Origin of the sequence: Flavobacterium nitratireducens, assembly GCF_029625335.1 — a bacterium.
GTDB lineage: Bacteria > Bacteroidota > Bacteroidia > Flavobacteriales > Flavobacteriaceae > Flavobacterium > Flavobacterium nitratireducens.
The window spans coordinates 1,703,672-1,730,016 of the sequence record NZ_CP121111.1 but is presented as its reverse complement, the minus strand read 5'-3'; the positions used below and the strand labels follow the sequence as shown (position 1 = coordinate 1,730,016).

The 26,345-nt window shown below is 34.7% G+C and carries 27 protein-coding genes and 1 pseudogene; 14 read left to right on the top strand and 14 right to left on the bottom strand.

Going from position 1 to position 26,345, the window contains the following annotated elements:
- The first annotated feature begins 1 nt into the window (after window position 1).
- From P5P90_RS14175 to P5P90_RS08220, 4 genes are all read left to right on the top strand, one after another.
- Window positions 2-712 (top strand): cryptochrome/photolyase family protein, encoded by a 711-nt coding sequence (locus P5P90_RS14175; RefSeq protein ID WP_340696387.1) that lies wholly within the window; start codon window positions 2-4, stop codon window positions 710-712.
- Window positions 709-2,001, top strand: coding sequence for a DASH family cryptochrome (locus tag P5P90_RS08230; RefSeq protein ID WP_278034254.1), 1,293 nt, complete (start codon window positions 709-711; stop codon window positions 1,999-2,001). The genes P5P90_RS14175 and P5P90_RS08230 overlap by 4 nt, the downstream gene beginning before the upstream one ends.
- Before the next feature lie 40 nt (window positions 2,002-2,041).
- Window positions 2,042-4,171 carry a prolyl oligopeptidase family serine peptidase gene (locus tag P5P90_RS08225; RefSeq protein WP_422851705.1) on the top strand — a complete coding sequence of 710 codons (2,130 nt, stop codon included), beginning with the start codon at window positions 2,042-2,044 and terminating at the stop codon, window positions 4,169-4,171.
- A gap of 101 nt (window positions 4,172-4,272) precedes the next feature.
- Complete coding sequence (locus tag P5P90_RS08220) at window positions 4,273-4,587, top strand: HPF/RaiA family ribosome-associated protein (RefSeq protein ID WP_278034252.1); 315 nt, start codon at window positions 4,273-4,275, stop codon at window positions 4,585-4,587.
- A 76-nt stretch (window positions 4,588-4,663) separates the two neighbouring features.
- Here P5P90_RS08220 and P5P90_RS08215 read toward each other — a convergent pair whose 3' ends face one another.
- Both P5P90_RS08215 and P5P90_RS08210 read right to left on the bottom strand, forming a co-directional pair.
- Complete coding sequence (locus tag P5P90_RS08215) at window positions 4,664-5,428, bottom strand: L,D-transpeptidase family protein (protein ID WP_278034251.1); 765 nt, start codon at window positions 5,426-5,428, stop codon at window positions 4,664-4,666.
- A 148-nt stretch (window positions 5,429-5,576) separates the two neighbouring features.
- On the bottom strand, window positions 5,577-6,245 hold the full coding sequence (locus P5P90_RS08210) for a L,D-transpeptidase scaffold domain-containing protein (RefSeq protein WP_278034250.1): 669 nt from the start codon (window positions 6,243-6,245) through the stop codon (window positions 5,577-5,579).
- Window positions 6,246-6,561: 316 nt separating this feature from the next.
- Here P5P90_RS08210 and P5P90_RS08205 point away from each other — a divergent pair, with 316 nt between their 5' ends.
- The 7 genes from P5P90_RS08205 to P5P90_RS08175 all read left to right on the top strand — a co-directional run bounded on the left by P5P90_RS08205 (window position 6,562) and on the right by P5P90_RS08175 (window position 11,730).
- Window positions 6,562-7,926 (top strand): ammonium transporter, encoded by a 1,365-nt coding sequence (locus P5P90_RS08205; RefSeq protein ID WP_278034249.1) that lies wholly within the window; start codon window positions 6,562-6,564, stop codon window positions 7,924-7,926.
- Window positions 7,927-8,030: 104 nt separating this feature from the next.
- Window positions 8,031-8,708 (top strand): tRNA (guanosine(46)-N7)-methyltransferase TrmB, encoded by a 678-nt coding sequence (trmB, locus tag P5P90_RS08200; protein ID WP_278034248.1) that lies wholly within the window; start codon window positions 8,031-8,033, stop codon window positions 8,706-8,708.
- Window positions 8,709-8,755: 47 nt separating this feature from the next.
- On the top strand, window positions 8,756-9,313 hold the full coding sequence (locus P5P90_RS08195) for a LysE family transporter (RefSeq protein ID WP_340696386.1): 558 nt from the start codon (window positions 8,756-8,758) through the stop codon (window positions 9,311-9,313).
- 127 nt (window positions 9,314-9,440) lie between these two features.
- Entirely contained in the window at window positions 9,441-9,776 is a 336-nt protein-coding gene (locus tag P5P90_RS08190; RefSeq protein ID WP_278034247.1) for an MGMT family protein, read from the top strand.
- Between the two features lie 185 nt (window positions 9,777-9,961).
- On the top strand, window positions 9,962-11,089 hold the full coding sequence (locus P5P90_RS08185; protein WP_278034246.1) for an Mrp/NBP35 family ATP-binding protein: 1,128 nt from the start codon (window positions 9,962-9,964) through the stop codon (window positions 11,087-11,089).
- A gap of 14 nt (window positions 11,090-11,103) precedes the next feature.
- Window positions 11,104-11,343, top strand: a complete 240-nt coding sequence (locus tag P5P90_RS08180) for a NifU family protein (protein WP_278034245.1) — start codon at window positions 11,104-11,106, stop codon at window positions 11,341-11,343.
- 69 nt (window positions 11,344-11,412) lie between these two features.
- Window positions 11,413-11,730, top strand: coding sequence for a 2Fe-2S iron-sulfur cluster-binding family protein (locus P5P90_RS08175; protein ID WP_026712464.1), 318 nt, complete (start codon window positions 11,413-11,415; stop codon window positions 11,728-11,730).
- A gap of 59 nt (window positions 11,731-11,789) precedes the next feature.
- Here the strand turns inward: P5P90_RS08175 and P5P90_RS08170 are convergent, their stop codons facing one another.
- The 7 genes and pseudogenes from P5P90_RS08170 to P5P90_RS08140 form a co-directional block, all read right to left on the bottom strand.
- Window positions 11,790-12,542 (bottom strand): SGNH/GDSL hydrolase family protein, encoded by a 753-nt coding sequence (locus tag P5P90_RS08170; RefSeq protein ID WP_278034244.1) that lies wholly within the window; start codon window positions 12,540-12,542, stop codon window positions 11,790-11,792.
- A gap of 53 nt (window positions 12,543-12,595) precedes the next feature.
- The gene (locus P5P90_RS08165) at window positions 12,596-13,378 is read right to left on the bottom strand and encodes a DUF3050 domain-containing protein (protein ID WP_278034243.1); all 783 of its coding nucleotides are present in this window, start codon (window positions 13,376-13,378) and stop codon (window positions 12,596-12,598) included.
- Between the two features lie 171 nt (window positions 13,379-13,549).
- Window positions 13,550-14,727: pseudogene (locus tag P5P90_RS08160) on the bottom strand (acyl-CoA dehydrogenase family protein).
- A gap of 147 nt (window positions 14,728-14,874) precedes the next feature.
- Window positions 14,875-15,582, bottom strand: coding sequence for a tRNA1(Val) (adenine(37)-N6)-methyltransferase (locus P5P90_RS08155; RefSeq protein WP_278034242.1), 708 nt, complete (start codon window positions 15,580-15,582; stop codon window positions 14,875-14,877).
- Window positions 15,583-15,739: 157 nt separating this feature from the next.
- The gene (locus tag P5P90_RS08150; protein ID WP_278036497.1) at window positions 15,740-16,069 is read right to left on the bottom strand and encodes a four helix bundle protein; all 330 of its coding nucleotides are present in this window, start codon (window positions 16,067-16,069) and stop codon (window positions 15,740-15,742) included.
- 82 nt (window positions 16,070-16,151) lie between these two features.
- A complete protein-coding gene (rimM, locus tag P5P90_RS08145; RefSeq protein ID WP_278034241.1) occupies window positions 16,152-16,676 on the bottom strand; it encodes a ribosome maturation factor RimM in 525 nt (174 codons plus the stop codon).
- Window positions 16,677-16,689: 13 nt separating this feature from the next.
- Window positions 16,690-17,238, bottom strand: coding sequence for a 30S ribosomal protein S16 (locus P5P90_RS08140; RefSeq protein ID WP_278034240.1), 549 nt, complete (start codon window positions 17,236-17,238; stop codon window positions 16,690-16,692).
- Window positions 17,239-17,430: 192 nt separating this feature from the next.
- Here P5P90_RS08140 and P5P90_RS08135 point away from each other — a divergent pair, with 192 nt between their 5' ends.
- Window positions 17,431-17,910 carry a DUF6252 domain-containing protein gene (locus tag P5P90_RS08135; RefSeq protein WP_278034239.1) on the top strand — a complete coding sequence of 160 codons (480 nt, stop codon included), beginning with the start codon at window positions 17,431-17,433 and terminating at the stop codon, window positions 17,908-17,910.
- A 112-nt stretch (window positions 17,911-18,022) separates the two neighbouring features.
- Window positions 18,023-18,370: an RNA recognition motif domain-containing protein gene (locus P5P90_RS08130; RefSeq protein ID WP_278034238.1), complete on the top strand. Its 348-nt coding sequence runs from the start codon at window positions 18,023-18,025 to the stop codon at window positions 18,368-18,370.
- Window positions 18,371-18,443: 73 nt separating this feature from the next.
- On the opposite strand, the gene leuB is transcribed toward P5P90_RS08130, so the two are convergent.
- From leuB to leuC, 4 genes are all read right to left on the bottom strand, one after another.
- The gene (gene leuB, locus P5P90_RS08125) at window positions 18,444-19,499 is read right to left on the bottom strand and encodes a 3-isopropylmalate dehydrogenase (RefSeq protein WP_278034237.1); all 1,056 of its coding nucleotides are present in this window, start codon (window positions 19,497-19,499) and stop codon (window positions 18,444-18,446) included.
- Between the two features lie 39 nt (window positions 19,500-19,538).
- The gene (locus P5P90_RS08120) at window positions 19,539-21,062 is read right to left on the bottom strand and encodes an alpha-isopropylmalate synthase regulatory domain-containing protein (RefSeq protein ID WP_278034236.1); all 1,524 of its coding nucleotides are present in this window, start codon (window positions 21,060-21,062) and stop codon (window positions 19,539-19,541) included.
- 142 nt (window positions 21,063-21,204) lie between these two features.
- The gene (gene leuD / locus P5P90_RS08115) at window positions 21,205-21,801 is read right to left on the bottom strand and encodes a 3-isopropylmalate dehydratase small subunit (RefSeq protein ID WP_278034235.1); all 597 of its coding nucleotides are present in this window, start codon (window positions 21,799-21,801) and stop codon (window positions 21,205-21,207) included.
- Between the two features lie 128 nt (window positions 21,802-21,929).
- Window positions 21,930-23,324 (bottom strand): 3-isopropylmalate dehydratase large subunit, encoded by a 1,395-nt coding sequence (leuC, locus tag P5P90_RS08110; RefSeq protein WP_278034234.1) that lies wholly within the window; start codon window positions 23,322-23,324, stop codon window positions 21,930-21,932.
- A 705-nt stretch (window positions 23,325-24,029) separates the two neighbouring features.
- On the opposite strand from leuC, the gene P5P90_RS08105 reads away from it, so the two are divergent.
- Window positions 24,030-24,854 carry a tetratricopeptide repeat protein gene (locus P5P90_RS08105; RefSeq protein WP_278034233.1) on the top strand — a complete coding sequence of 275 codons (825 nt, stop codon included), beginning with the start codon at window positions 24,030-24,032 and terminating at the stop codon, window positions 24,852-24,854.
- Window positions 24,855-24,896: 42 nt separating this feature from the next.
- Here the strand turns inward: P5P90_RS08105 and P5P90_RS08100 are convergent, their stop codons facing one another.
- Window positions 24,897-26,114, bottom strand: a complete 1,218-nt coding sequence (locus P5P90_RS08100; RefSeq protein ID WP_278034232.1) for a S8 family serine peptidase — start codon at window positions 26,112-26,114, stop codon at window positions 24,897-24,899.
- Window positions 26,115-26,345: the final 231 nt, after the last annotated feature.

Genomic DNA, 26,345 nt, shown 5'->3' with positions numbered 1-26,345 from the left:
AATGCTATCGCCACAGGAAGTAATTGACAGTGCTATTCAAGAATGGTATCGAAGACCCGAAGTAATTGAGTATAATCAGTTGGAAGGATTTGTGAGGCAAATAATTGGTTGGCGAGAGTATATGCGTGGCATTTATTGGGCTCAAATGCCTGAATTTGCTTCGATGAATTATTTTTCACATCAGGCGAAATTGCCGCAATGGTTTTGGAACGGAAACACGAAGATGAATTGTTTGAAACAAGTCATTCATCAATCTTTGGAATATGCTTATGCTCATCACATACAACGCTTGATGGTAACGGGAAATTTTGCGCTTTTAGCAGGCATACATCCTGATGAAGTGGATGGTTGGTATTTAGGGATTTATATTGATGCCATCGAATGGGTTGAAATTACAAATACGCGTGGGATGAGTCAGTTTGCCGATGGAGGAATTGTAGGTACAAAACCTTATGTGAGTTCTGCTGCTTACATTGACAAAATGAGCCATTACTGTGGAAGTTGTTTTTATAAAAAGCAACTCAAAACAGGTGAAAAAGCATGCCCCTTCAATAGTTTATATTGGAATTTTTACGATAAACAGGAGGCTAAATTAAGTTCCAATCCACGTATTGGGATGATGTATAATCTTTGGCGGAAAATGAAATCATCGGATAAAGCAGCATTGTTAGAACAAGCAAATTACTATTTACAAAATATAGAGGATTTATGAAAACAGCTATTGTATGGTTTAAAACAGATTTACGTTTAGTTGATAATGAGACAGTATTGAAAGCGATTGCAAAAAGCGAAAAAGTAATAGCGGTGTATTGTTTTGAGGAGTCTCATTTTCAAAAAACCACCTATGGTTTTCAAAAAACAGGTAGTTTTAGAGCACAGTTTTTACTGGAATCCTTACAGGATTTAGATCGTAATTTGCGTCAATTAGGTTCTGGTTTAGTGGTGGTTAAAGGAAAAGCTGAGGTTGAAATTCCAAAAATTGTACAAGAATACAAAGCACAAAAGGTTTTTGCAAAAAAAGAAGTCACCATCGAAGAAAAGCAAACCGAAAGTTTGCTTCGAGAGGCTCTTTTTAAAATCCGATGCGAACTAGAAACCTTTAGTACAAGTACCTTATATCATCCCGAAGATTTGCCTTTTTCGATTAAAACTATTCCTGATTTGTTTACGAGTTTTAGAAGAAAGACAGAATTAGATGCAACGATTAGGAATGCATTTGAAAAACCAATTGCTATCCCATCGCCTGAAATTCCCGAATTGCAATTGCCCACACTAAAAGAGTTGGGTTTGGAGTATCAAGCTATGGATTCACGTGTAGTGCTTCCGTTTAAAGGCGGAGAAACCGAAGCTTTGAAAAGGCTACAATATTATTTTTTTGAATCCAAACAACTGTCTGTGTATAAAGAAAAAAGGAATGAAATGGTAGGAGGGGATTATTCTTCTAAGTTTTCGCCTTGGTTAGCTTTGGGTTGTATTTCGCCGCGAACCATTTACAAAGAAATAAAAAAATATGAATTGCAAAATGGGGCAAATGAATCTACTTATTGGTTGGTTTTTGAATTATTGTGGCGGGATTTTTTCCGTTTTCAGTTCAAAAAGCAACAAAATAAATTTTACAGACTTTCAGGTCTAAAAGAACGAGCCGATCAACCAAAAGCTTTTAATGAAGCTCTGTTTTTAGATTGGATTAATGGAACTACGGCTTCGGATTTTATCAATGCGAATATGCTCGAATTGAAGAAAACGGGATTTATGAGTAACAGAGGGCGACAAAATGTAGCAAGTTATTTTTGCAACGAACTCAATTTTGATTGGCGTATTGGGGCAGCTTATTTTGAATCCCAGTTAATTGATTATGATGCATGTAGTAATTGGGGCAACTGGGCTTATTTAGCTGGAGTGGGAAATGATTCCAGATCAAAACGATTATTTAATATAGAAAACCAAGCCGATACGTATGATAAGGATAGAATGTATAGAGATTTGTGGCTGAAAAAATAATTTAGAATCTGCAATTGATTGTTTTGTTACATTTGTGAATATGAAAAAATACAATATGAAACTTAAGCTTGTTTTTATAATGATGATAACAAAAGGAGCCTTTTCCTTCGGACAGAAATCAATTGTGTATCCTGAAACCCGAAGCGATAAAACGATTGATACCTATTTTGGTACTCAAGTAAACGATCCTTATCGTTGGCTAGAAGATGACCGTTCAGAAGAAACGGCTGCTTGGGTGGTAGCGCAAAATAAAGTAACCAATGCGTTTTTAGAGCAAATTCCATTTCGTAACCAGCTAAAAGCGCGAATGGAGCAGTTATGGAATTATGAAAAAACAGGCGCTCCATTTACCGAAGGTAATTTTACCTATTATTTTAAAAATAACGGTTTGCAAAATCAATCGGTTTTGTATCGTAAAGATGCGAATGGAAATGAATCGCTCTTTCTAGATCCTAATACTTTTTCAAAAGATGGAACAACTTCTTTGGGAGAAATTTCCTTTTCTAAAGATGGTTCAAAGTTGGCTTATTCCATTTCCGAAGGGGAAGTGATTGGCGAAAAAGTAATCATTATGGATGCTTTAAGTGGGAAGGTAATTGAGGATACATTAGTGGATGTTAAATTTACTAGTTTGTCTTGGCAAGGTAATAAAGGTTTTTATTATTCGAGTTATGATAAACCAAAAGGGAGTGAATTGTCGGCTAAGACGGACCAACACAAATTGTATTTTCATAAACTGGGTACATCTCAAAAAGAAGATAAGGTAATCTTTGGCGAAAGCCAAAAAAGAAGATATGTAGGAGGGACGGTTACACAAGACGATCGTTATTTGATTATTTCGGCGGCTAATTCTACTTATGGAAATGAGTTGTATGTAAAAGATTTGTCGCAACCCAACAATCCTATTGTTTCAATTGTAAGCGATTTTAAAAATGATTACAATATATTGGTGAATGAAGGTTCTAAATTGTTTGTGGTAACCGATTATCTGGCGCCAAATAAAAGAATTATTGTTATCGATGTAAGCAAACCATCGGTTGCCAATTGGCAAAATTTAATTCCAGAAAGTACGAATGTTTTAGAACCAAGTACTTGTAGCGGATTTATTTTTGCTAATTATATGAAAGATGCGGTTTCATTAGTAAAACAGTATGATTATTCTGGAAAATTGATTCGTGAAGTGCAGCTTCCAGGTGTAGGTACCGCAGATGGTTTTAGCGGAAAACAAAAAGATAAAATCGTCTATTTTACCTTTACAAATTATGTTACCCCTGCGACCATTTATGCTTTTAATCCCAATTCAGGATTGTCAAATGTATATCAAAAATCCAAATGTCAATTTAGTTCTGAAGACTATGAGTCGAAGCAAGTTTTTTATACCTCTAAAGATGGAACCAAAGTTCCTATGATTATAACCCACAAAAAAGGATTGGAATTAAACGGTAAAAATCCAACTATTTTATACGGTTACGGTGGATTCAATATTAGTTTGACACCTAATTTTAGTGTTTCTAATGCGGTATGGATGGAAAATGGAGGTGTGTATGCTGTTGCTAATTTGCGTGGAGGTGGCGAGTATGGTAAAGAATGGCATGATGCGGGTACAAAAATGCAAAAGCAAAATGTTTTTGATGATTTCATTGCTGCCGGTGAATATTTGATAGCTAAAAAATATACTTCTTCGAACTTCTTAGCCATTCGTGGCGGTTCTAATGGTGGTTTGTTAGTAGGTGCAGTAATGACACAACGTCCTGATTTGGCTAAGGTAGCTTTGCCTGCAGTTGGGGTTTTGGATTTGTTGCGTTACCATACTTTTACCGCTGGTGCTGGTTGGGCTTACGATTACGGAACAGCGCAGGATAACAAAGCAATGTTTGAGTATCTTAAAGCTTACTCGCCTTTGCATAATATCAAGAAAGGAGTGCAATATCCAGCCACAATGATTACAACAGGTGATCATGACGATAGAGTGGTTCCAGCGCATAGTTTTAAATTTGCAGCCGAATTGCAAGCGAAACAAACAGGGGATAATCCAGCTTTAATCCGTATTGATGTAAAAGCGGGTCATGGTGCTGGAAAATCATTGGCGGCAACGATTCAGGAAAACGTAGATATTCAGGCTTTTACTTTGTTTAATATGGGAGTTACTCCATTGTTGAATGCAAACTAGCCCTAGTTTTTTTCAATGTTTGTCACAAATTTTTACTAATACATTCGTTTTTTATTGTGTGGTTTATTAAATTAGAGGAATAATATTTAATCGATCAAACCATGAAAATTCAATTTAATACCGACAAACATATTGAGGGACACCAAAGAGCAGAAGCTTATTTTGCTACTGAAATAGAAACGGCATTAGCTCGTTTTGAAGAAAAAATAACTCGCGTTGAAGTACATTTTGGACAAGAAAATAGTGCAAAAATGGGCATCAAAGATAAGCGTTGCTTGATTGAGGTACGTCCGGCTAAATTAGCTCCTTTAGCTGTAACGGAACATGATGATACAAATGAAAAAGCTTTTAGAGGAGCACTAGAAAAAGTGAAAAAAGCATTGAAAACTACTTTTGAAAAACAAAAAGAACATTAATGTGCCATAAGTAAAGCATACAAAAAAGGCAGTTACACAAATTTGTAACTGCCTTTTTTTATTGCAAATTGTTGCTTTATTGATTAAATAATAAATGCGCTAATAAATCATCTCTTTTGTAGATGTCATTATAAAAGTGAATGGTTCCGTCGTTATCTACCGATGCAGTAAAATAACCAATGTACACTGGGATTTTGTTGGTAAGTGTATGCCAAGTTTCTTTACCGTTATGCATGGCTTCTTCAATTTTTTCAGCAGTCCATTTTGGGTCGTCTTTAAGGATTTCCATTGCTAATTCCTTTGGTTTTGCTACTCGAATACAACCATGACTAAAGGCTCGGCTCTCTGTTTCAAATAAACTTTTCGAGGGAGTGTCATGAAGATAGATATCATTAGAATTAGGGAATAAGAATTTAATTAGACCTAATGAGTTCTTAGGTCCTGGTCTTTGTCTAACACTATTGCCTTTCCATTCCATGTCGTGTTCGGCTAAGTAATTTGGATTTTTGGCTATTCCTGGTAGAATTTCATTTTTTAAAATGCTATTTGGAACATTCCAGTAAGGGCTAAAAACAATGTATTTCATTGGAGCACTAAAGATGATCGTTTTATTCATGGTTTTACCCACCACTACTTTTGAACGTAGAACCACTTCTTGGTTTTTGAAATACGAAAGTTGAAATGATGGAATATTGATAGCGATTAATTCTTTAGATTTTGGTATGTCACTAGAAACCCATCGACAGCGTTCCATGTTGACAATTATGGTTTTAATTCGTTCGCTAATAGGTATATTTAAATCTTGAATAAATGCCTTTGTGATGGTGCTTCCTGAAAGCATGCCATGTCTTTGTTTGTAATGCAAAACGCCTTGGGCTAATTCTTCGTCGTAAATCGCACTTTTAGAATTTGATTTAAGATCTTCAGATAGGTATAAACGGCTTCTTATTTCGGCAATGGTTTTGGCGCTATCTCCAATTTTGTAGTTGCTAACTGCTGTATCTATTGTAATGCTGTTCCAACCTCCTTTTTTTCAATTTGACGGTATTTTTGCAATGCTTTTTTAAGTAGAAAATATTGTCCAATAAGTTTTTTTCTTCTTTGTTAATGAGTGTAGGATTGGTCAAAAGGGAATCCAAATAGCTAACGTAAGAAAGTTTTTTTCTTGGTATATGCCAACCTGTTTCGGTCGATTTTTCAGAATCTAATCCGTGATAAACATTTTGTGCATAAAAAAAGTACATGGCCGAATGGAAAAGCTCTATTTCGGTATTTGGATTTGTGTCTTTTTCTAAGTTGTTTCTAATTTCATTTAGCTTTTCTTTATAGGGGATACTAATTTTTAGGCCTTCCTCGTCTATGTTGTTTATTTTGTCATACAAAAGATAGGCAAATTCATTAATGTTGTTATCGTCATACCAAACATAGTGGTATTGATGTTTTTGGTATAATTTCTTAACGTCCTTCTCGTATTTTTTTAGTAGCGAATAATTTTTGAAAAAAGTATTGATTGCGGTACTGTCGAAGGTTTTTTGGGTTGCTTCGGCAATAGGTTCTTTTTGTGCAATTGGATTTTCATCATTTTTGTTTTTGCACGAAAAAAATAATGATAAGATTGCAATTATAATAAGGCTGGAGGAAAGGATTATTTTTTTCATACGAACGGTTTTAAGTTTAATCCAAATGTTTTAAACAAAGTAAGATGAATTTATGGAATAGTAAATTACAATTTTTTCGGATTGTTTTACATAATAGCTGTTTTTTTATTACGAATTCAAATGTGAGTGTGCTAGAATTTGGCTTATAAAAATGTTATATTCTTTGAAAGAGCTAATTTTTTTTAACGAAATTATTTTTAAAAAGTTCAAAATGGGGTTTTTGTTGTAGAGTTCCTTATTTTATATGGTCAAGTGTTTGAAATGTAAATTATTTTTAAATTTGCCCCCATAAATTAATGGGTTAAACTAAGAAAATATGAAAATTGAGAAGCGTTGGATCATTTCTTTTGTTGTAATTAGTATTGTTTGTATTTCGGGACTTTTTTGGCAAGTACCCTTAGAACCTGAGGCTGTACATTCCCAATTTGGGACAATCGAACAAATCGTACCTGCCGATGTTGCTTGGATGCTTACTTCTTGTTGTTTGGTACTTATTATGACGCCTGGTTTGGCCTTTTTTTACGGCGGTATGGTAGGAAAGAAAAATGTGATTTCTACGATGCTGCAAAGTTTTATTTGCATGGGTGTAGTTACTCTAATTTGGGTTGTTGTAGGCTTTAGTTTGGCCTTTGGAGAGCCGTTAGGGATTCATATAGGAGATGGATTCTATAGTTTTGTAGGTGATCCAACAACTTTTGTGTTTTTAGATTACGTAGGTGTGTTACCTCATAAGTTGATTGCTAGTACGGTGCCTTTCATGCTTTTTTCTTTATTCCAAATGAAATTTGCAATCATAGCACCAGCTATTATTACAGGTTCTTTTGCTGAACGTGTTCGCTTTATTTCCTACTTATTATTCATTTGTTTGTTTAGTATTTTTATCTATTCTCCTTTGTGTCATGCAGTTTGGTACCCAACAGGGATTTTAGGGTCTTTCTTTGGTGTAAAAGATTTTGCAGGAGGAACTGTAGTACATATGAGTGCTGGATTTGCAGCTTTGGCTGGGGTTTTAGTTTTAGGTAAAAGAAAAAACAGCAATCATGTGCCTACAAATATTCCTTTTGTTTTATTAGGGACAGGTATGCTTTGGTTTGGGTGGATAGGTTTCAATGCCGGTTCATCAATGGAGGCTAATGGTGTTGCTGCAATGGCATTTGGGACTACTACTACAGCATCTGCTGCAGCTATGCTTACTTGGATTTTCTTTGATCGAATTAATGGTCGAAAAGTTTCTGCTCTGGGTGCTTGTATTGGAGCAGTGGTAGGATTGGTTTCTATTACTCCTGCAGCAGGTTATGTATCGGTTCCAGAGAGTATGTTTTTTGGATTTATAGCGGCTTTGGTATCTAATAAAATTGTGTACTCTAAATATTTAAAAGGTATTGATGATACCTTAGATGTATTTGCTTGTCATGGTGTAGGAGGGATCATGGGGATGATTTTAACCGCTATTTTTGCTCATGGAGAGGATGCAAGTTTGCTTCACGGTGGATGGGGTGTTTTTAGTCACCATATGACCGCTTTATTGCTGGTTTCTATTTATACTTTCTTTGGTGCTTATTTGTTATTTAAAATTACAGACAAAATTATCCCAATGCGTGTTTCTGAAGAAGCTGAGATTATGGGGCTTGATTTGTCACAACACGACGAAACTCTATTTCCTATAGAGTGTGCTGAATAAGTTTTTAAACTAACCACATTATTAACTAGGGCAAGTTTTTATTTATAAAAGCTTGTCCTAGGTCTTATTTATTTGCTTAATTTTGCGCAAATATTTTAAAAACAGTGGGAAGTAAAAATAAATTAAAACGATTCAAAGAGAACGAGACATTCAATAATGTTTTTCAACCAACTAGAGAAGAAGTAGTAGGTGATTTATTTTCTTTAAAAGGGAAATGGAATACGGACTTCTTTAAAAATGACAATCCTATCGTATTGGAATTAGGTTGTGGAAAAGGGGAGTATTCTGTAGGTTTAGCCGAAAGATATCCTAACAAAAACTTTATTGGTATTGATATTAAAGGAGCCCGTTTTTGGCGCGGTGCAAAAACAGCTGTTGAAACAGGTTTGCGTAATGTAGCCTTTGTTCGTACTCAAATCGAATTGATTAATCATATTTTTGCTGAAAATGAAGTGGACGAAATCTGGATTACTTTCCCGGATCCACAAATCAAATACAAGCGTACCAAACACAGAATGACTAATTCACAGTTTTTACAATTGTATAAAAAAATCCTTAAAAAAGACGGAGTAGTCAATCTTAAAACCGATAGCGAATTTATGCACGGTTATACATTAGGATTGTTGCACGGAGAGGGTCATGAGGTTTTGTATGCTAATCATAATGTGTATGTGAACGAAGGTAGTCCTGAGGAAGTTACTGCTTTTCAAACTTTTTACGAAAAACAATATTTAGAAATTAATAAAGCAATCACCTATATCCGTTTTAAGATTAAAGACTAAAGCCTTTCTGATATAAGATGTTTTGGGTATTCCTGTAAGTAAGGCTTATGAATATAATTGTATCCTTGTTATCTGGTTTTATTTCTGCCTTTATAGGAATTATTCCTCCAGGTTTGTTAAATATGACTGCGGCCAAAGTAAATATGAAAGACGGAAGGCGTCATGCTTTTTGGTTTGTTTCAGGTGCCGTTGTGGTTATATTTCTACAGGTTTATCTCGCTGTTTTGTTTGCTCAAATTATCAACAGTAGACCTGATATTGTTTTGCTATTGCGTGAAGTTGGCTTTGTGGTTTTTACGGCTTTAACAGTCTATTTTTTTTGGTTAGCCAAAACGCCTAAACTAAAGAAACCCAAGTTGAAAAAACACAGTACCAAGAAACGTTTCTTTTTAGGGATGTTTTTATCGGCATTGAATTTTTTCCCAATACCCTACTATGTTTTTATCAGTGTTTCCTTGTCATCGTATGCTCTTTTTTCTTTTGATCTTACTTCAATTTTAATTTTTGTAAGTGGAGCAGTTATAGGTTCGTTTCTTGTTTTCTATTTATACATTCTTTTTTTCAAAAAATTGAAACTAAGGCTGATTATCTTCTTCGTAATATGAATGTTATTATTGGAAGTATTACAGGTCTAGTCGCTATTTTGGCTTTGGTTAATATTTTACAACATTATTACAAAGCTTTTTTTGTTGGATAATTTTGCATTAGTGAAATATTTAATTTTACAGTACTATGTCGAATGCCGATAATGCTAATTTTTTTGAAAGAGTCTACACGGTAGTTAGGCAAATTCCTTATGGAAGAGTGACTTCTTATGGGGCTATTGCTAAATATCTAGGAGCTGCTCGTTCTTCAAGAATGGTTGGTTGGGCAATGAATGCTTCTCATACAATGGAAGATGTTCCTGCACATAGAGTAGTCAATCGAAAAGGCTTGCTTACGGGTAAATTTCATTTCGATGGAACCAATTTGATGCAGCAATTATTAGAGAATGAAGGCTTGCAAGTAGTCGATAATCAAATAGTCGATTTCGAAAAATACTTTTGGGATCCGCAGCAAGAACTTTAAAGCTTTAAAAGTCTAAAAATCACATTATAAGTCTTTATCGTTAGAACTGATAGCGGTATTAATAATTACAATTCAAATACTTTAAATTAAGAACTTAATCTATTATCTTTGCAATCTGAAATCAGTTTAAATAAACGTTGGCTTTTTAAACTGAAAATAGCAATTGAATAATAGTAAATATAGTAATGAAATTAGATAGAAAAGAAATTCTTAAGGCTTTAGAGACAATTACTATTGCAGGAGAAGGAAAAAACATGGTTGAAAGTGGAGCAGTTACCAATGTTCTTACTTTTGGCGATGAGGTAGTGGTTGATTTGGTTTTACACACTCCAGCCATGCATATTAAAAAACGTGCCGAAGACGATATCAAAAAGACAATTTTAGAGAAAGTTTCTGCCGAAGCTAAGATTAAAGTTAATATAAAAGTTGAAGCTCCTGAAAAGCCAGAAATTAAAGGAAAAGCAATTCCAGGAATCAAAAATATTATTGCTGTAGCTTCTGGTAAAGGAGGTGTAGGTAAATCTACTGTAACAGCAAATTTAGCGGTTTCATTAGCTAAAATGGGCTTCAGTGTAGGGGTTTTAGATGCGGATATTTATGGTCCATCAATGCCTATCATGTTTGATGTTGAAAATGAAAAACCAATTTCGGTTACGGTTGATGGAAAATCAAAAATGAAACCTATTGAAAGCTATGAAGTAAAAATGCTTTCCATTGGGTTCTTTACCTCGCCAAGTCAAGCCGTAATTTGGAGAGGTCCTATGGCTTCTAAGGCTTTAAACCAAATGATTTTTGATGCCGATTGGGGAGAATTGGATTTTATGTTAATCGATTTGCCTCCTGGTACAGGAGATATCCACCTTTCTATTATGCAATCATTGCCTGTAACCGGTGCTGTTGTAGTAAGTACACCTCAGGCTGTGGCTTTGGCTGATGCTAAAAAAGGAGTTTCTATGTTTATGTCAGAAGCTATCAATGTTCCTGTGTTAGGAATTATTGAAAACATGGCTTATTTTACTCCAGAAGAATTACCTAACAATAAATACTATATTTTTGGTCAAGAAGGCGCTAAAAATTTAGCAGAAGATTTAGCAGTTCCATTTTTAGGGGAAGTTCCAATTGTTCAATCTATTCGTGAAGCAGGAGATTATGGTCGTCCAGCAGCTTTGCAAACAGGGTCGATTATCGAAACAGTTTTTGAAAATATTACACGTAAAGTGGTCGAAGAAACCGTTAGCAGAAATGAAAGTTTACCTGCTACTGAAGCGATAAAAATTACTACTATGGCTGGTTGTTCAGCGGTAAAAAAATAATTTAAGTAAAGAAAATGACAACAGAAGAATTAACAATTGAAGTTCAAAAAGCACTTGCTGAAATCAGACCTTTTTTAGAGTCCGATGGAGGTAATATTAGTCTTATTTCTATAGAAGATGATAAGCATGTAAAGGTGCGTCTTGAAGGAGCTTGTACTAATTGTAGTGTGAATCAAATGACACTTAAAGCTGGCGTGGAAACAACAATTAAAAAGTTTGCTCCACAAATAGAAACAGTTGTAAATGTTTTGTAAGGCATAGGTTGTCTAAAAATTATTTACCCAAATTATTTTGTTCAATCAATCAATTCCCAATAATAAATAATGGATGTTTTAATTAAAATTAAGGATAGAGAAGGAGTAGTTCATGAGTTACAAGCTCCTACAGATATGGCCATGAATATCATGGAACTTTGTAAAGCTTACGAATTGCCTGTGGAAGGTACTTGTGGAGGAATGGCAATGTGTGCTTCTTGTCAATGTTATGTTTTAAATGATGTGGCTTTGCCAGAAATGGGAGAAGATGAAGAAGCGATGCTTTCTGAGGCTTTCTATGTAAAATCGAATAGTCGTTTGGGTTGTCAAATTCCTATTACTGTAGATCTAGAAGGATTAGAATTAGAATTAGCTCCTGAGAGTTAATATTCGATTTTGTGTATATATTATAATGAATAAGGCTGTTTTTAATTGAAAAAGCAGCCTTATTTGTTTAGTATCGTTACCGCTCGAGGAAGAATTCGTTCTACAAATAATCTGTAGGCATAATCAGAAGGATGTAAGCCATCAGAGGCTACTAAATTTGTATTATTTAAGCCTTGTCGAGTTATATCTGTAATATTGATGAAAAGTATTTCATTTGATTCACAATAAGTTTTTGCAAAGGAATTGTAACGATCAATTTCTTTTGATATATTTTCGGTATTACCAAAGCTTTGCCCGTAAGGAGTGTAAGTATAATCTGGAATAGAAACTACCATTAATTTGTTTTTATCACCTTTGGCCATACTAATTGCTTTGGAAACAAGTTGCGGAAATTCTTTTTCGTAAATGCTAAAATTCAAACCTCTATATTGGTTGTTGACACCAATTAATAGTGTAACCAAATCAAAATTAGGGGCTGGTTTGTTGATATCGATAGCTTGTATCAATTCGCTTGTTGTCCATCCTGTTCGGGCAATAACTTCTAGCGAAAACTTGTTTTGTAGATTAAGGTTTCTCAAGGATTCTTTTAGTTGCTCAGGAAATTTACAGGTTTCGCATACACTTTGTCCTATGGTGTAGCTATCGCCTAGTGCCAGATAGTTTACAGTGTAGTTTAGTGTAGCAAGTGATAAAGATGTATTTACTTTTGGCGGACTTGTGGTAGGGGATATTATCAATGCATTTTCGGTACTGCAACCTATGCTGATTGCTATAAACAAAAACGTAACTACTATTTTTAATTTTCTTTTCATGTTAAAATCAATTTCTAGTAGTTACGTTTTTTTTGATGTTATGGATTAGTGTTTTAAGCCATTTCTACTTTCATGGAGATTATTTCTTCAATCGCATTCCAAAGTTCGATTCTTTTTTCTAAGGCCAGAATCGATACTTCTTCTACTTCTTTCCACTTTTGTTCGTCATTTTCGCAAAGTTCATTAATCATTTGCATTGCCATAGGTCCGTGTTCGTCGGCATCTAGCTCAATGTGTCTTTCAAAGTAGTAGATTAATTTGCTTAAATCAGTTTCTGGGAATTGAGCCTGAAAGTTCTTTAAAATGGCAAAGAACATGCTTGGGATTAAGTCTTCACGGCCAAAAGTAAAGGCTGCAGCTATTTCATGCGGTTTTCCTTCTTCAATAACACGGAACGTAAAGTCTATAAATGCTTTAATGTTGGGGTGTAAATCACTTTTTTTTATTGCTACAAAAATGTTTTGTAAAGATTGTATTTGCTCTAAGAAATGTTGGATTTTGCTTGTATCTGCTCCACAAGCCTCCATTGCTTCGATGTACATTTCGTAATGACTTTGATGTCTTCCGTCCAGCGCCAAATCACTTTCCTCGGCTAAAACAATTTCGTTAATTAAATATCTTGTTTCTGGATTTTTAGTTGCAAACCATGGTGTGCTAGTGCATGTTAGTCTTTCTTGTAAAGCTTTTAATAAAGACATAAAGTCCCAAACAGCATACACATGGCTTTCTAGAAAGGTGTGTAAATCCTCTATCGTTTTTACTTTGCTGTAAAGTGAATGTTGGAGTAATACGTTTTTTTGGGTCTCAATACTTTTATTAATATGCTGAATATTCATCGTGTAATAATTTTGTGTAAAGATAAAAAAGCTATAAGTTTTCAGTGAAATTTGCTATCAATTTTATCAATACTTTAATAATTGTTTCTTCTTGTTAATTACGATTTCAATCCTTTTTTGGTTTTAAGTTTTTTTAATAATTTTTGTTTAATGGAGTCTTTTCTCATTGTCTTATTTAAAAGCTGAAATACCCGTGATGTCCATTCCTGTTATCAGTAAATGGATATCATGGGTTCCTTCATAAGTAATGACCGATTCCAGGTTCATTATGTGTCTCATTACAGAATAATCTCCAGTGATTCCCATAGCACCAAGTATTTGTCTTGCTTCACGTGCGATGTTGATGGCCATGTCGACATTGTTGCGTTTAGCCATTGATATTTGCGCCGATGTTGCCTTGCCTTCATTTCGTAAGGTGCTTAATCGCCAAGTTAAGAATTGTGCTTTGGTGATTTCAGTAATCATTTCGGCTAGTTTTTTTGCTGTAATTGCATGCCTGCTATGGGTTTGCCAAATTGAATTCTTTCTTTGGCATAACGCAAAGCGGTATCATAACAGTCCATTGCCGCACCAATGGCACCCCAAGCAATTCCGTAACGAGCCGAATCCAAACAACCCAGTGGCGCACCCAATCCAGATTTGTTAGGGAGTAGGTTTTCTTTAGGGACTTTGACGTTGTCAAAAATTAATTCACCAGTTGCCGAAGCGCGTAATGACCATTTGTGATGGGTTTCGGGAGTGGAGAATCCTTCCATGCCACGTTCTACAATTAAACCATGAATTCTTCCTTCTTCGTTTTTGGCCCATACGACAGCAATATCAGCAAAAGGGGCGTTTGAAATCCACATTTTAGCACCATTTAAGAGATAATGGTCACCCTTGTCTTTAAAATTGGTAGTCATTCCTCCAGGGTCGGAGCCGTGATTGGGTTCGGTTAAACCAAAGCAGCCCATCCATTCTCCAGAAGCCAGTTTAGGTAAGTATTTTAATCGTTGTTCTTCGTTACCGTATTTCCAAATAGGATACATAACCAATGATGATTGTACAGATGCTGTTGAACGTACACCTGAATCACCTCTTTCTATTTCTTGCATGATCAAGCCATACGAAATTTGGTCTAATCCTGCGCCGCCATATTCTTGTGGGATGTAAGGTCCAAAAGCACCAATATCGGCTAATCCTTTTATAATTTGTGTAGGGAATTCGGCTTTTTGGGCATAGTCCTCAATGATGGGAGAAACTTCGCGTTTGACCCATTCGCGAGCAGCGTCACGAACCAATTTATGTTCCTCTAATAAAAGTTCATCAAGGTTGTAATAGTCTGGTGCTTGAAATAGATCTGGTTTCATGGTTTCTCATTGGTATTATAGTGGTGGAACTTTTTTAATGTAAAATCAAAAGTTATACTATAAATTTACACAAAGGATTTTTAATCAAGCATGAAAAAGTAATTAAAATTCTCTTAAAATAAAGATGGCTAATTGGATTTGAATGATTTACATTTTTAAATAAAAATCCTTCGTCAGTTCAATGTATTCTGGAGTGTATTGTTGGCGAGCAGTTTCGATGATGAGTTCGTCAATAGGAAATTCAGAATTTTCATTTCGGCTGAAAGCCAATAAACTGCGTTTAATCTCAGAAGTAGGTGTGCCTTTTACGCGGGTAATTTTTAAAGGGTATAATTCATATTCATCGGCTAATGCCAAGAATTTTTCTTCTTCTTTGAACGGAATGATTACTGCGAAAATTCCATTTTCAGAAAGCAATAAAGCGGCTGCTTCAATTAAATCTTCAAATGGCATGGCGTCTTGAAAACGTGCCAAGTCTCGTTTACTGTTGTCAGATTTGTAATCTTCACTAAAAAAAGGAGGATTAGAAACAATAATATCGTACTCGTCTTCTGGTTCTTCCACAAATTCTTCTAAAGCGGCATGAAAACAAAATAAGCGATCATTCCAAGGGGAGTTTTCAAAATTGTCTGTTGCTTGTTCGTAGGCATCTTCGTCAATTTCTAAAGCATCAATTTGTTCGGCATGACTTCTTTGGGCTAACATCAATGCAATGATTCCGGTTCCAGTGCCAATATCCAAAATACTAAACGGATTGTTTTCAAGAGGAGTCCAAGCACCTAGTAAAACACCGTCAGTGCCTACTTTCATAGCACAACGGTCTTGTTCTATAGAGAATTTTTTGAATGAAAACATAAGGTAAAATCCCGATTTTTTAAATTCCAAATTCCAAATGAATTGGGAAAATCCAAATTTAGATTAAAATATTCGAATTCCTATTCTAATTATTGAAATTCGGAATTTAAATATTGGAATTTATTTTAGTTGTTATTGCCGATAAAATTTTTCTTAATTATTCGATTTCAAATAATAAAGCTTCTGAATTTTCTTTTAATTCTGGATTTGATTCTTGTAATAAACGAAGCCAATATTTAGATTCTTTAGCTTCCTTTCTGGTGATTTTTAACCGAAAAGACAAATCTTTTTCTCCAAGTTTTTCGTTTGCTTCGATGTAATTAGCTCCAACTGAACCAGAGGATCTCACTAGTTGCTTTCCATCTTCAATATTTGAAATTGTTTTTGGTAGCTTTTGAATATAGATTCTACATTCTTTATCAAATAAAAAAGTTCTTTCTTCTAAATCAAATGGTTTTCCATAAAGTGTTAAATCTCGATTTCCAATCTAAACCCAAATATAATCAATTGACGTAATTTTTATTACGATTTTTGGAATTTGGAATTTGAGTTTTTTTTTGGAATTTCCTTTAAAGATACATCTCAATCAATCCTTCAGGCAAATCCATGATGATTTTTTTGTTTTCGCGATCTACTTTTACTAAGAAATGATCGATCATTGGGATTAAAATTTCGGTGCCGTCTTTTATGACTTCAAATAGAGGCTGAGCGGTTGTATCGTTAATGGATTGGATTTCTCCCACATTGCCTAATCTTTTATCTTCAATTTCAAAACCTATTACTTCGTGAAAGTAAAATTTGTTACCACTAAGTTTTGGTAACATGCTTAATGGAAGGTATAATTCACTTCCTATGAGGTTGTCGGCCTCAGCTTCGGTATTGATATCTTCAAAATGAACCCTTAGGAAGTCATTTTTATGTAGTGAACTACTTTCAATAAAAAAAGGAACCAAGTGTTTGTTGTAGTCAACAAACACTGATTCCAAATTTTCGTATAACTCAGGTTCGTCGGTGTCTAGATAGATTAGGACTTCTCCTTTGTAACTAAATTTTTTAGCGATTTTACCTAAATAGAAACAATCTTGTTTACGCATTTCGCTATTAAAATTAAGCTTGAGCTTCTTCGTTGTTTTCTTCAGCAGCTGGAGCCTCTTCTTCAGTTGAAGCAGCTTCTTCTGCTTGAGCAGCAGCAATTGCATCAGCTTCAGCTTGAGCAGCAGCAGCGATACGTTTCGCGTTTACTTCTTGTTCTGCTTTTAATGCTTTAGCTTTAGCATCAGCTTGCGCTTTTGTTAAACCATCTTTTTTAGCATTAACTTTTCCAGCTTTAGCTTCTAACCATTCAGTTAATTTAGCGTCAGCTTGTTCTTGTGTCAAAGCTCCTTTACGAACTCCTCCATCAAGGTGGTGTTTTAATAAAGCTCCTTTGTAAGAAAGGATAGCTCTTGCAGTGTCAGTTGGCTGAGCACCATTGTGTAACCATTTAACAGCGCTATCAAGGTTTAAGTCGATAGTTGCAGGGTTAGTGTTTGGATTGTAAGTACCGATTTTCTCTAAGTATCTACCATCTCTTTTTGAGCGAGCGTCTGCTGCTACAACCCAGTAAAAAGGTTTTCCTTTTTTACCGTGTCTTTGTAATCTAATTTTTACTGACATAATCTTTATGATTAAATTTTGAGGTACACGACCTCGATTAATTAAGGCTGCAAAGATACATTATTTTTTAATATAGCAAATAGAATTTTAGTATTTTGATATGTAATAATTTAGCGATTTTTTTGTTTCTTTTTTTAAGCATTTCTGTTATTTTAATTCGAATAGTTTATTTTTGTTTGTAAATTTTATTTTATGAAAAAGTTTTACCTTTTTTTAGTTTTATTTTTCTCTTTGTTTTCTTGTCAAGAGGATGTTAAGTTTAACAATCCAGCCTTTCAAGGAATGAAAGATAATGTCCTTTGGAAAGCTGTTCAAACTCGTGCAACAGTATATTCAAGTGGGAAGGTGGTTGTTGAGGCCTATACAGCTACTGAGGTAATGACCATAGAAAATAGTTCTACGGCAGTAGGTGTTTATACTATAGGAACAAATGCCAATACAACGGCAAATTATCAATATACGGATCCAATTACTAAAGAAAAAATTATATTTTCTTCGGGTTTTAATGTGGGTAATGGTGCGCTTGAAATTACTGAATATGATGCTGTTGGGAAAACAATTTCAGGAACATTTAAATGTAATTTAGTTAATACTTTCGATAATCCAATGGCTGGGCCAACATTAAATTTTCAATATGGTGTTTTTTATAAAGTGCCTGTTACTGTAAATTAAGTATATTCTCTTTTCTCTATATAAAAATAAATAAGAATATAAATATGCTTATTTATAGTGTGTTATAAAAAAATAAGACTACATTTGTTCTAATTATTGTAAATAAATATATATGAACATTTTTGTTGGAAGCCTTCCATTCAGTATTGAGGAAGCAGATTTAAGAGAGTCTTTTGAGGCTTACGGAGCAGTTGATTCTGTTAAAATTATTACTGATAAATTTACTGGAAGAAGTAAGGGGTTTGGTTTTGTTGAGATGCCAGTTGATGCTGATGCTCAAAAAGCAATTGAAGAATTGAACGGAGCGTCTGTTCAAGGTCGTACAATTGTAGTGAATAAATCAGAACCAAAACCAGAAGGTGAAAGAAGAAGTTTTAATAACAACCGTAGAAATGATTCTCGTGGAAGTTATGGAAACAACCGTGGTGGTGATAGCCGTGGAAACAGAGGAGGATACTAAAATTATTTTTCTTGATATAAAAAAGGAGACAGTTGTTAAATTGTCTCCTTTTTTTATGTGTAATTGGTAGGTATTAGATATTAGCTGCTAACCAATCTCCAACTTCTTTAGTTCCGTAAGCTTTACCACCGTTAGCTAAATCTTCAGTAACAACACCTGCTTCTAATGCTTTGTTAACAGCATCTCTCATTGCTTTTCCTTCTTCCATCAATCCGAAGTTTTCAAACATCATAGCAGCTGATAATACAGTAGCCATTGGGTTAGCAATATTTAAACCTGTTGCTTGTGGGTAAGAACCGTGTATTGGTTCAAATAAAGATACTTCTGCTCCCATAGATGCTGATGGCATTAATCCCATAGATCCTGAAATTACAGAAGCTTCGTCAGTTAAGATATCTCCAAATAAGTTTTCAGTAATTAATACGTCGTATGAATTAGGCCATTGAACCAAACGCATCGCAACTGCATCCACAAATTCATAACTTACCTCAACTTCTGGATAGTCTTTTTCCATAGCTTGAACAGTTTCTCTCCATAAACGTGAAGTTTCAAGTACGTTAGCTTTGTCAACACAACATAGTTTTTTTCTACGAGTCATCGCTAATTCGAATCCTTTTTTAGCCAAACGTTGTACTTCAGCTCTTGTGTAAACACAGTTATCATAAGCAGTATCTCCACCGTCTCTTCTTCCTTTTTCACCAAAGTAAATACCACCAGTTAATTCTCTTAAGAAAACTAGGTCAGTTCCTTCAATTCTTTCTCTTTTTAATGGAGATTTATCTAATAAAGATGGGAAAGTAAATGTAGGTCTTACGTTAGCAAATAAACCCAATGCTTTACGCATTTTTAATAAACCTTGTTCTGGTCTTACAGGTGCAGAAGGATCGTTATCATATTTAGGGTGACCAATTGCTCCAAATAAAACTGCATCAGCATTTTTACAAACTTCGTGAGTGGCATCTGGATATGGTTCTCCTACTGCATCAATCGCAGCAGCACCGGTTAAAGCTGGTTTCCAAGTAATTTCATGTCCAAATTTTTGTGCAATTGCATCTGATACTTTTACTGCCTGATCAATTACTTCTGGTCCGATTCCGTCCCCTGCTAAAAGTGCGATATTTAACTTCATTATTTTATATTTATATTAATTTATTGTTTTTGTTCTAATTTAAACTGCTATTACGTTGAGCATTTTTTGAGTTGCAATGATTGCAGCTACGGTTTGGTCAGAATCCAATCCTCTTGTTTTGAATTCTTTTCCGTCGTTTACCCAGGTGATAATGGTTTCGCATAAAGCATCCGAACTACTTCCGGGAGGGATTCTTACCGCGTAATCAGTAAGTTTGGGTAAAGTCATTTTTTTGGTTTTATAAATTTTTGTCAAAGCATTCATAAAAGCATCAAACTGACCGTCTCCTTGTGCGTGTTCCTCAATGATTTGTCCGTCTATTTTTAAGCAAATAGTGGTTGACGGTCTCATTCCTTTGGCGTGAGATAACAAATAGGATTCTATGGTAACTTTTTCCTGATAGGTATGACTATCTAATACGTCAGAGATGATATAAGGCAGATCTTCTTTGGTAACTGTTTCTTTTTTGTCTCCCAATTCAATAATTCTTTGGGTGACCAATTTTAAATCTTCCTGATTTAATTGCAAACCTAATTCCTGAAGGTTTTTTTCAATATTAGCTTTTCCGGAAGTTTTTCCTAAAGCGTATTTTCTTTTTCTTCCAAAACGTTCCGGAAGTAAATCGTTGAAATATAAATTGTTTTTATTGTCCCCATCAGCGTGAATACCGGCTGTTTGAGTAAAAACATTGTCGCCTACAATTGGCTTGTTGGCTGGGATTCGGTAACCGGTAAAGGTTTCGACTAATTTACTAACTGAGTATAAAGAAGTTTCTTTTACACCAATTTCGATTTCGGGCATGAAATCATTGATTACTGCAATCGTACTGGCCAGTGGCGCATTTCCGGCGCGTTCTCCCATTCCGTTTATGGTCACGTGCAATCCGTGAATACCTGCTTTTAAGGCTTCCATTACGTTAGCAACGCTTAAATCGTAGTCGTTGTGTGCGTGGAAATCAAAATGAATTCCGGGATATCTTTGAGTGATTTCTGAAATATATTCGAAAGTTTCCGAAGGGATAAGTACGCCCAAAGTATCTGGAAGCAATATTCTTTTTACGGGTTGGGTGCTGATGAAATCTAAATATTGGTAAACATATTCTGCTGAATTACGCATACCATTACTCCAATCTTCTAAATACACATTGGTTGTAATCCCATTTTCATTGGCCAAAGCAATACTTTCGGCTATTTCAGTAAAATGCTGTTCAGGTGTCTTTTTTAATTGATGAGTAAGATGATTTAAGGAACCTTTGGTTAACAGATTTTGAACTTTTGCCCCCGTTTTTTTCATCCATTCAATAGAAAGACCTTTATCTACAAAAGTCAATACTTCAATTTTATCGGTATATCCTCTTGCTTCGGCCCAAGTCATAATCCCCTTAACACCTTCAAATTCGCCTTCACTAACACGAGCAGAAGCAATTTCGATACGGTCTACATGTAACTCTTCTAATAATAATTGGGCAATGGTTAGTTTTTCTGCAGCAGAAAATGATACTCCTGAGGTTTGTTCACCATCACGAAGTGTCGTATCCATTATTTCAATTTTTCTCTTTCCCATTATAATTTTGATGCTTAAAAAAGTTCTGATTTCATCAAACAGAAATCATTTTGTTATGTGTTTTATAAAACGGTAAAAGCAGCTGCTAAATACAATTCCAGAGGAATGCTTTAGCAGCTGCGTTTTAGTATGATTGTATTATTTAGTAAGGTAGCTTGCTAGCAAAACTTACGATTTCTTCTTTCACACTTTGTAAATAGTCGATATCATCAAAACCATTTAACATGTTGTTCTTCTTATATCCATTGATATCAAAAGATTCTTTTTCTCCTGTCGCTTTTAAAGTGATTGTTTGCTCTGGTAAGTTGATTTCTAATTCCGTATTCGGATCCGCTTCAATTGCAGCAAAGATTTTATCTGAAAATTCAGGAGAAACCTGTACTGGTAAAACACCAATGTTTAAACAGTTTCCTTTGAAAATATCTGCAAAGAAAGAAGAAACTACAGCGCGGAATCCATAATCGTAAACAGCCCAAGCAGCGTGCTCACGAGAAGAACCAGAACCGAAGTTTTTTCCACCCACAAGGATTTTTCCACTGTATGTTGGGTTGTTTAATACGAAATCTGCTTTTGGAGTTCCGTCTCCGTTGTATCTCCAGTCTCTAAAAAGGTTGTCTCCAAAACCTTCGCGTTTTGTAGCTTTCAAGAAACGAGCAGGAATGATTTGATCAGTATCTACGTTCTCAATAGGTAGTGGCACTGCACTACTAGTAAGTATATTAAATTTATCGTATGCCATTTTATTAGATTTTTAGATTTCAGAATTCAGATTTTATATTATCCATTAAGGGAGCTAAAATCATAAATATTTAAAATCTTTTTATTTTTTTAATTCTTTTTTGAAACTTTTATTGAATTGTTATTCAATTACAATAAATCTCTTGGATCTGTCAATTTTCCTGTAACTGCTGCTGCTGCTGCCATAATTGGAGAAGCTAATAATGTTCTAGAACCTGGACCTTGACGACCTTCGAAGTTTCTGTTAGAGGTACTTACTGCATATTTTCCAGCTGGTACTTTATCATCATTCATTGCTAAACAAGCCGAACATCCTGGTTGACGTAATACGAAACCAGCTTCAGTAAGGATGTCTAAAATTCCTTCTTCTTTGATTTGTGCTTCCACAACGTGAGAACCAGGAACTAACCAAGCTGTAACATTATCAGCTTTTTTACGGCCTTTTACAATTTCAGCAAAAGCTCTAAAGTCTTCGATACGACCATTAGTACAACTTCCTAAGAAAACATAATCAATAGGTTTTCCAATCATTACGTCATCTTCATTGAAGCCCATGTAAGCTAATGATTTTTTATACGTTTCTTCACCGCCTTCTACTTCGCTTGCAGCAGGAATGTGTTGGCTGATACCAATTCCCATTCCAGGGTTTGTTCCGTAAGTGATCATTGGCTCGATATCTTCCGCATTGAAGTTTAATTCAGCATCAAATGTTGCGTCAGCATCTGTTTTTAAAGTTTTCCAATATTCTACAGCCTTAGTCCAAGCTTCTCCTTTTGGAGCATATAATCGTCCTTCTAAGAAATCGAAAGTTGTTTGGTCAGGAGCAATCATACCACCACGAGCACCCATTTCGATAGAAAGGTTACAAACAGTCATACGACCTTCCATAGTCATTTCTTCAAAAACATTTCCTGCATATTCTACGAAATATCCTGTTCCTCCAGAAGTAGTTAATTTAGAAATAATGTATAATGCAACGTCTTTAGGAGTAACACCTTTGTTTAGTTTTCCGTTAACGTTGATACGCATTTTTTTAGGTTTTGGTTGCATAATACATTGAGTAGAAAGCACCATCTCTACTTCAGATGTACCAATACCAAAAGCGATAGCACCAAAAGCACCATGAGTAGAAGTATGTGAATCTCCACATACGATTGTAGCACCTGGTAAGGTAATTCCGTTTTCTGGACCTACTACGTGTACAATTCCATTTTTTTGATGACCTAATCCCCAGTGTGAAATACCGTATTCTGCTGCATTAGTTTCTAATGCTTTTAATTGATTTGCAGATAAAGCATCTTCAACAGGCAAGTGTTGATTAATGGTCGGTGTATTGTGATCGGCAGTTGCGAAAGTACGTTCTGGATATAATACTGATACGCCTCTTGTTTTAAGCCCCAAGAAAGCTACTGGACTTGTAACTTCGTGAATGAAGTGACGATCAATAAAAAACACATCTGGTCCGTCTTCAATTTTACGCACAACATGCGAATCCCATACTTTGTCAAATAATGTCTTGCTCATTTTTTAATTTTTTTAGTGTATTTCTGTGTTTTGTGATACTAACTTTTTTGAATAAGCTAGTAACAAGAACGCAAAAGTATAAAAATCAAACCATGTAGTCAATTAATATTATCAATTATATACGATACCCAAACTATATTAATACTGTGCTGTGCTTTTATTTTGCCTGCTTGTGTTTTAGAGAGTTAGTTTTTTTATTTCTGTTTAGGATTGATAAAGTTGTGTTTGTAACAGTATGTAAACTACTTTGTGTTTTGTGAATTTTTAATTGTTTTTAGTTAATTGGCTTGTTTTGTTTGGGAATTATTGGAATGTTTGCTTGAAAACAATAAAATCAATAAGGTTTTGCTTTCGATTTAAGTTTTTCGGAAATCTTTTTTAATTTCAAAATAAATTATAACGGATCATTTTTTAGGTGGGAATTATTTTTATGTAATATTACGACAACCAAAAAAATAAGAAAGTTGGATTTTATGGGTGTTTTTGAATAGTTTAGAGATGAACTATTGTCCAAATTTTTAGGTTAATAAGTAATGCGAGACCTATTTATTCTGTTTATAATTGCGTAAATTTATAGTATTAATTTTGATAAATCGAGAAAGGTGTTTTTTTGATTTAGATAAGTTTATGTAGTTCATATTTGCTGTATGAGCAATTTGTTCCAAGAGAAATTAATATGCTGCATGTTTCATTCACAAGAGAGTTATGAAGAAGAATATTGTGATAGTGTTATTTGTGATTTTTTGTGTTAATCATTGCTATTATGGTTATGGACAAATGCGTAAAATTTATAGTACCATTGAAACTAAAGGTGTTTTGTATTATAAGGTTGAAGAGATTATTAATATGGCGTTTGGCGGTACTAATGTCTGGTATACTGTGTCGGATTTGAGTTTGATTAGTAAAGTTGATTTAGGTCCTGAAAATGTTAGAATAATTACACCTTTTTATAAGGATAAAAGTTATTTGAAAAAGAGTTATTATATAGAAACTAAAAACGCAAATATTAATACGGAAAAAAATCGGGAACCTACCCAGCTTGTAGCGATTTCAATTGAAAGTGGGAAAATTGAAATACCTGAAAATTCTCCTTTGGATCAAAGGGTACTAGCTCTGGTTATTGGTAAAATAATTAAAATAGAGCCTGTTTCTGATTTAAAAAACGAAGCTTTAGTTGAAACTAAAGCTTCGCCTGTTTCTGTTTCTCCTGTTAATCTAAAAGTTTTGCCTGAAAAGAAAGAGCCTCAAAAGGAAAAATTGGATTATATTTTGGTTAATGTGGTTTATGTTTATGAAAGAGTGCTTGAAAAAGGTTATAAATCTGCCTATATGTCAAGAGAAGTAGCCAATTATTATTATTTCAAAGGCCAAATGGAAAAAGCTGCTAAATGGTACGAAGAACTCTTTGTGTTGTCTAATGAGCAGTTGGAGCCTATTTATTATTACCGTTTTGGAGATGCTTTAAAAAAGACAGGGAAAACCACGAGAGGCAATGCTCTAATTGAAAAATTCAATCAGTTGATGGAGTGAAGCATTTTTAAACTTTCTGTTTTTCCAGTTTCTTTTATTTATTTAATAATGAGCAATTGGATCAGGGGTTCCATCAGGGTCACCTGAAACATTTCCTGATGAGTGTACAGGGCCTAATAACAATAATCCGCATACATGTGGAGTTGCCATAGAAGTTCCGCTTATGGTGTTCATGCCGCCTCCTTTCCATAAAGAAAGAATGGATACTCCGGGAGCGCAAAAATCTACTGAAGGGCCATAGTTAGAAAAATAAGCAAAAGTATCGTTTTTATCCATGGCTGAAACAGTGTAAATGTTTGTGCCATTAACACTGGCAGGCGAATAATTATCAGCATTAGCGCTGTCATTTCCTGCTGCTATGGCAAATTTAACTTTTACAGATGCTTTAGTTACTGCATCGTTTAGTGCTGAATCTTTAGGGCCTCCTAAACTCATATTAGCGGCATCACCGTCTTTACCATTTGCTCCAACATAGTCTACTCCGGCAATAACACCTGAGTAAGATCCGCTGCCACGACTGTCTAAAACACGTACGGCTACAACCGTAGCTCCTGCTGCAACTCCTACTACTTGAATGTCGTTGTCTATTGCGGCTACAGTTCCGGCTACATGTGTGCCGTGTCCATTGCCATCATTTGGGTTATTTGCATCAATTCCTCCCAGAAAGCTTTTATTAAGTCCTGTTTTGTTTACATTCAAATCCGGGTGGGTTAAATCTATTCCGGTGTCAATTATCCAGGCTGTTTTTCCTGCTCCGCTAAGTCCGCCGCCAACACGAGTTATTCCCCAAGGAATTACTTCTGCCGGATAAGTTGTACCTCCGCCACTTCCTGGTTTTCCTTTTAAGATAGATAATTCAGGATTTAGAGTTATCGTATAATCTTGTTCTATAGATTTAACGCGATCATCTTGTCTTAGGCTTAGTAGTTGCTCTTTGTCTAATTGGGCTGCAAATCCGCTAATCGTGTAGCCAAAGGTTTGTTTTATTTTGTCCGAAGTTAGTTTTATAGTTGAAAAACGTGCCAGATAGTCTTTTTTCAATGATAAAATCCTGTCACTGTATTTTTGAGTATTGTATTTACCGGATACATTTTCTTTTAAAACTACAACATATTGACCCGGAATCGGTTTCATGGTGTAGTTTGAAAGCGGACTCAATTCCTGAACTTCTATCTCAGTGTTGTTTTGACAACTTGTGATTAATAATAAAGAAGAAAAAAGGCTTAAGGACAATCGTATAACAGAAGTAAAGTTTTTCATGGGGGTAGTTTGGTTAGGATTAATAAACTCTTAAAATTAATTAAAAAACAAATCATAAACAATTGTTTCTCTGTTTATTAATTTTTTATTGAGTTGTTTTAGATACTATGATTAATGTTTGTAATTTAATTTTTACGTATTTAATGAAAATGTAAATCGACTTTTTTGTTGATAAATTGAGTTAGTTCTTTCTTTAAAAATAAACTAAATTTGAAATTCAATTTTTGTGAT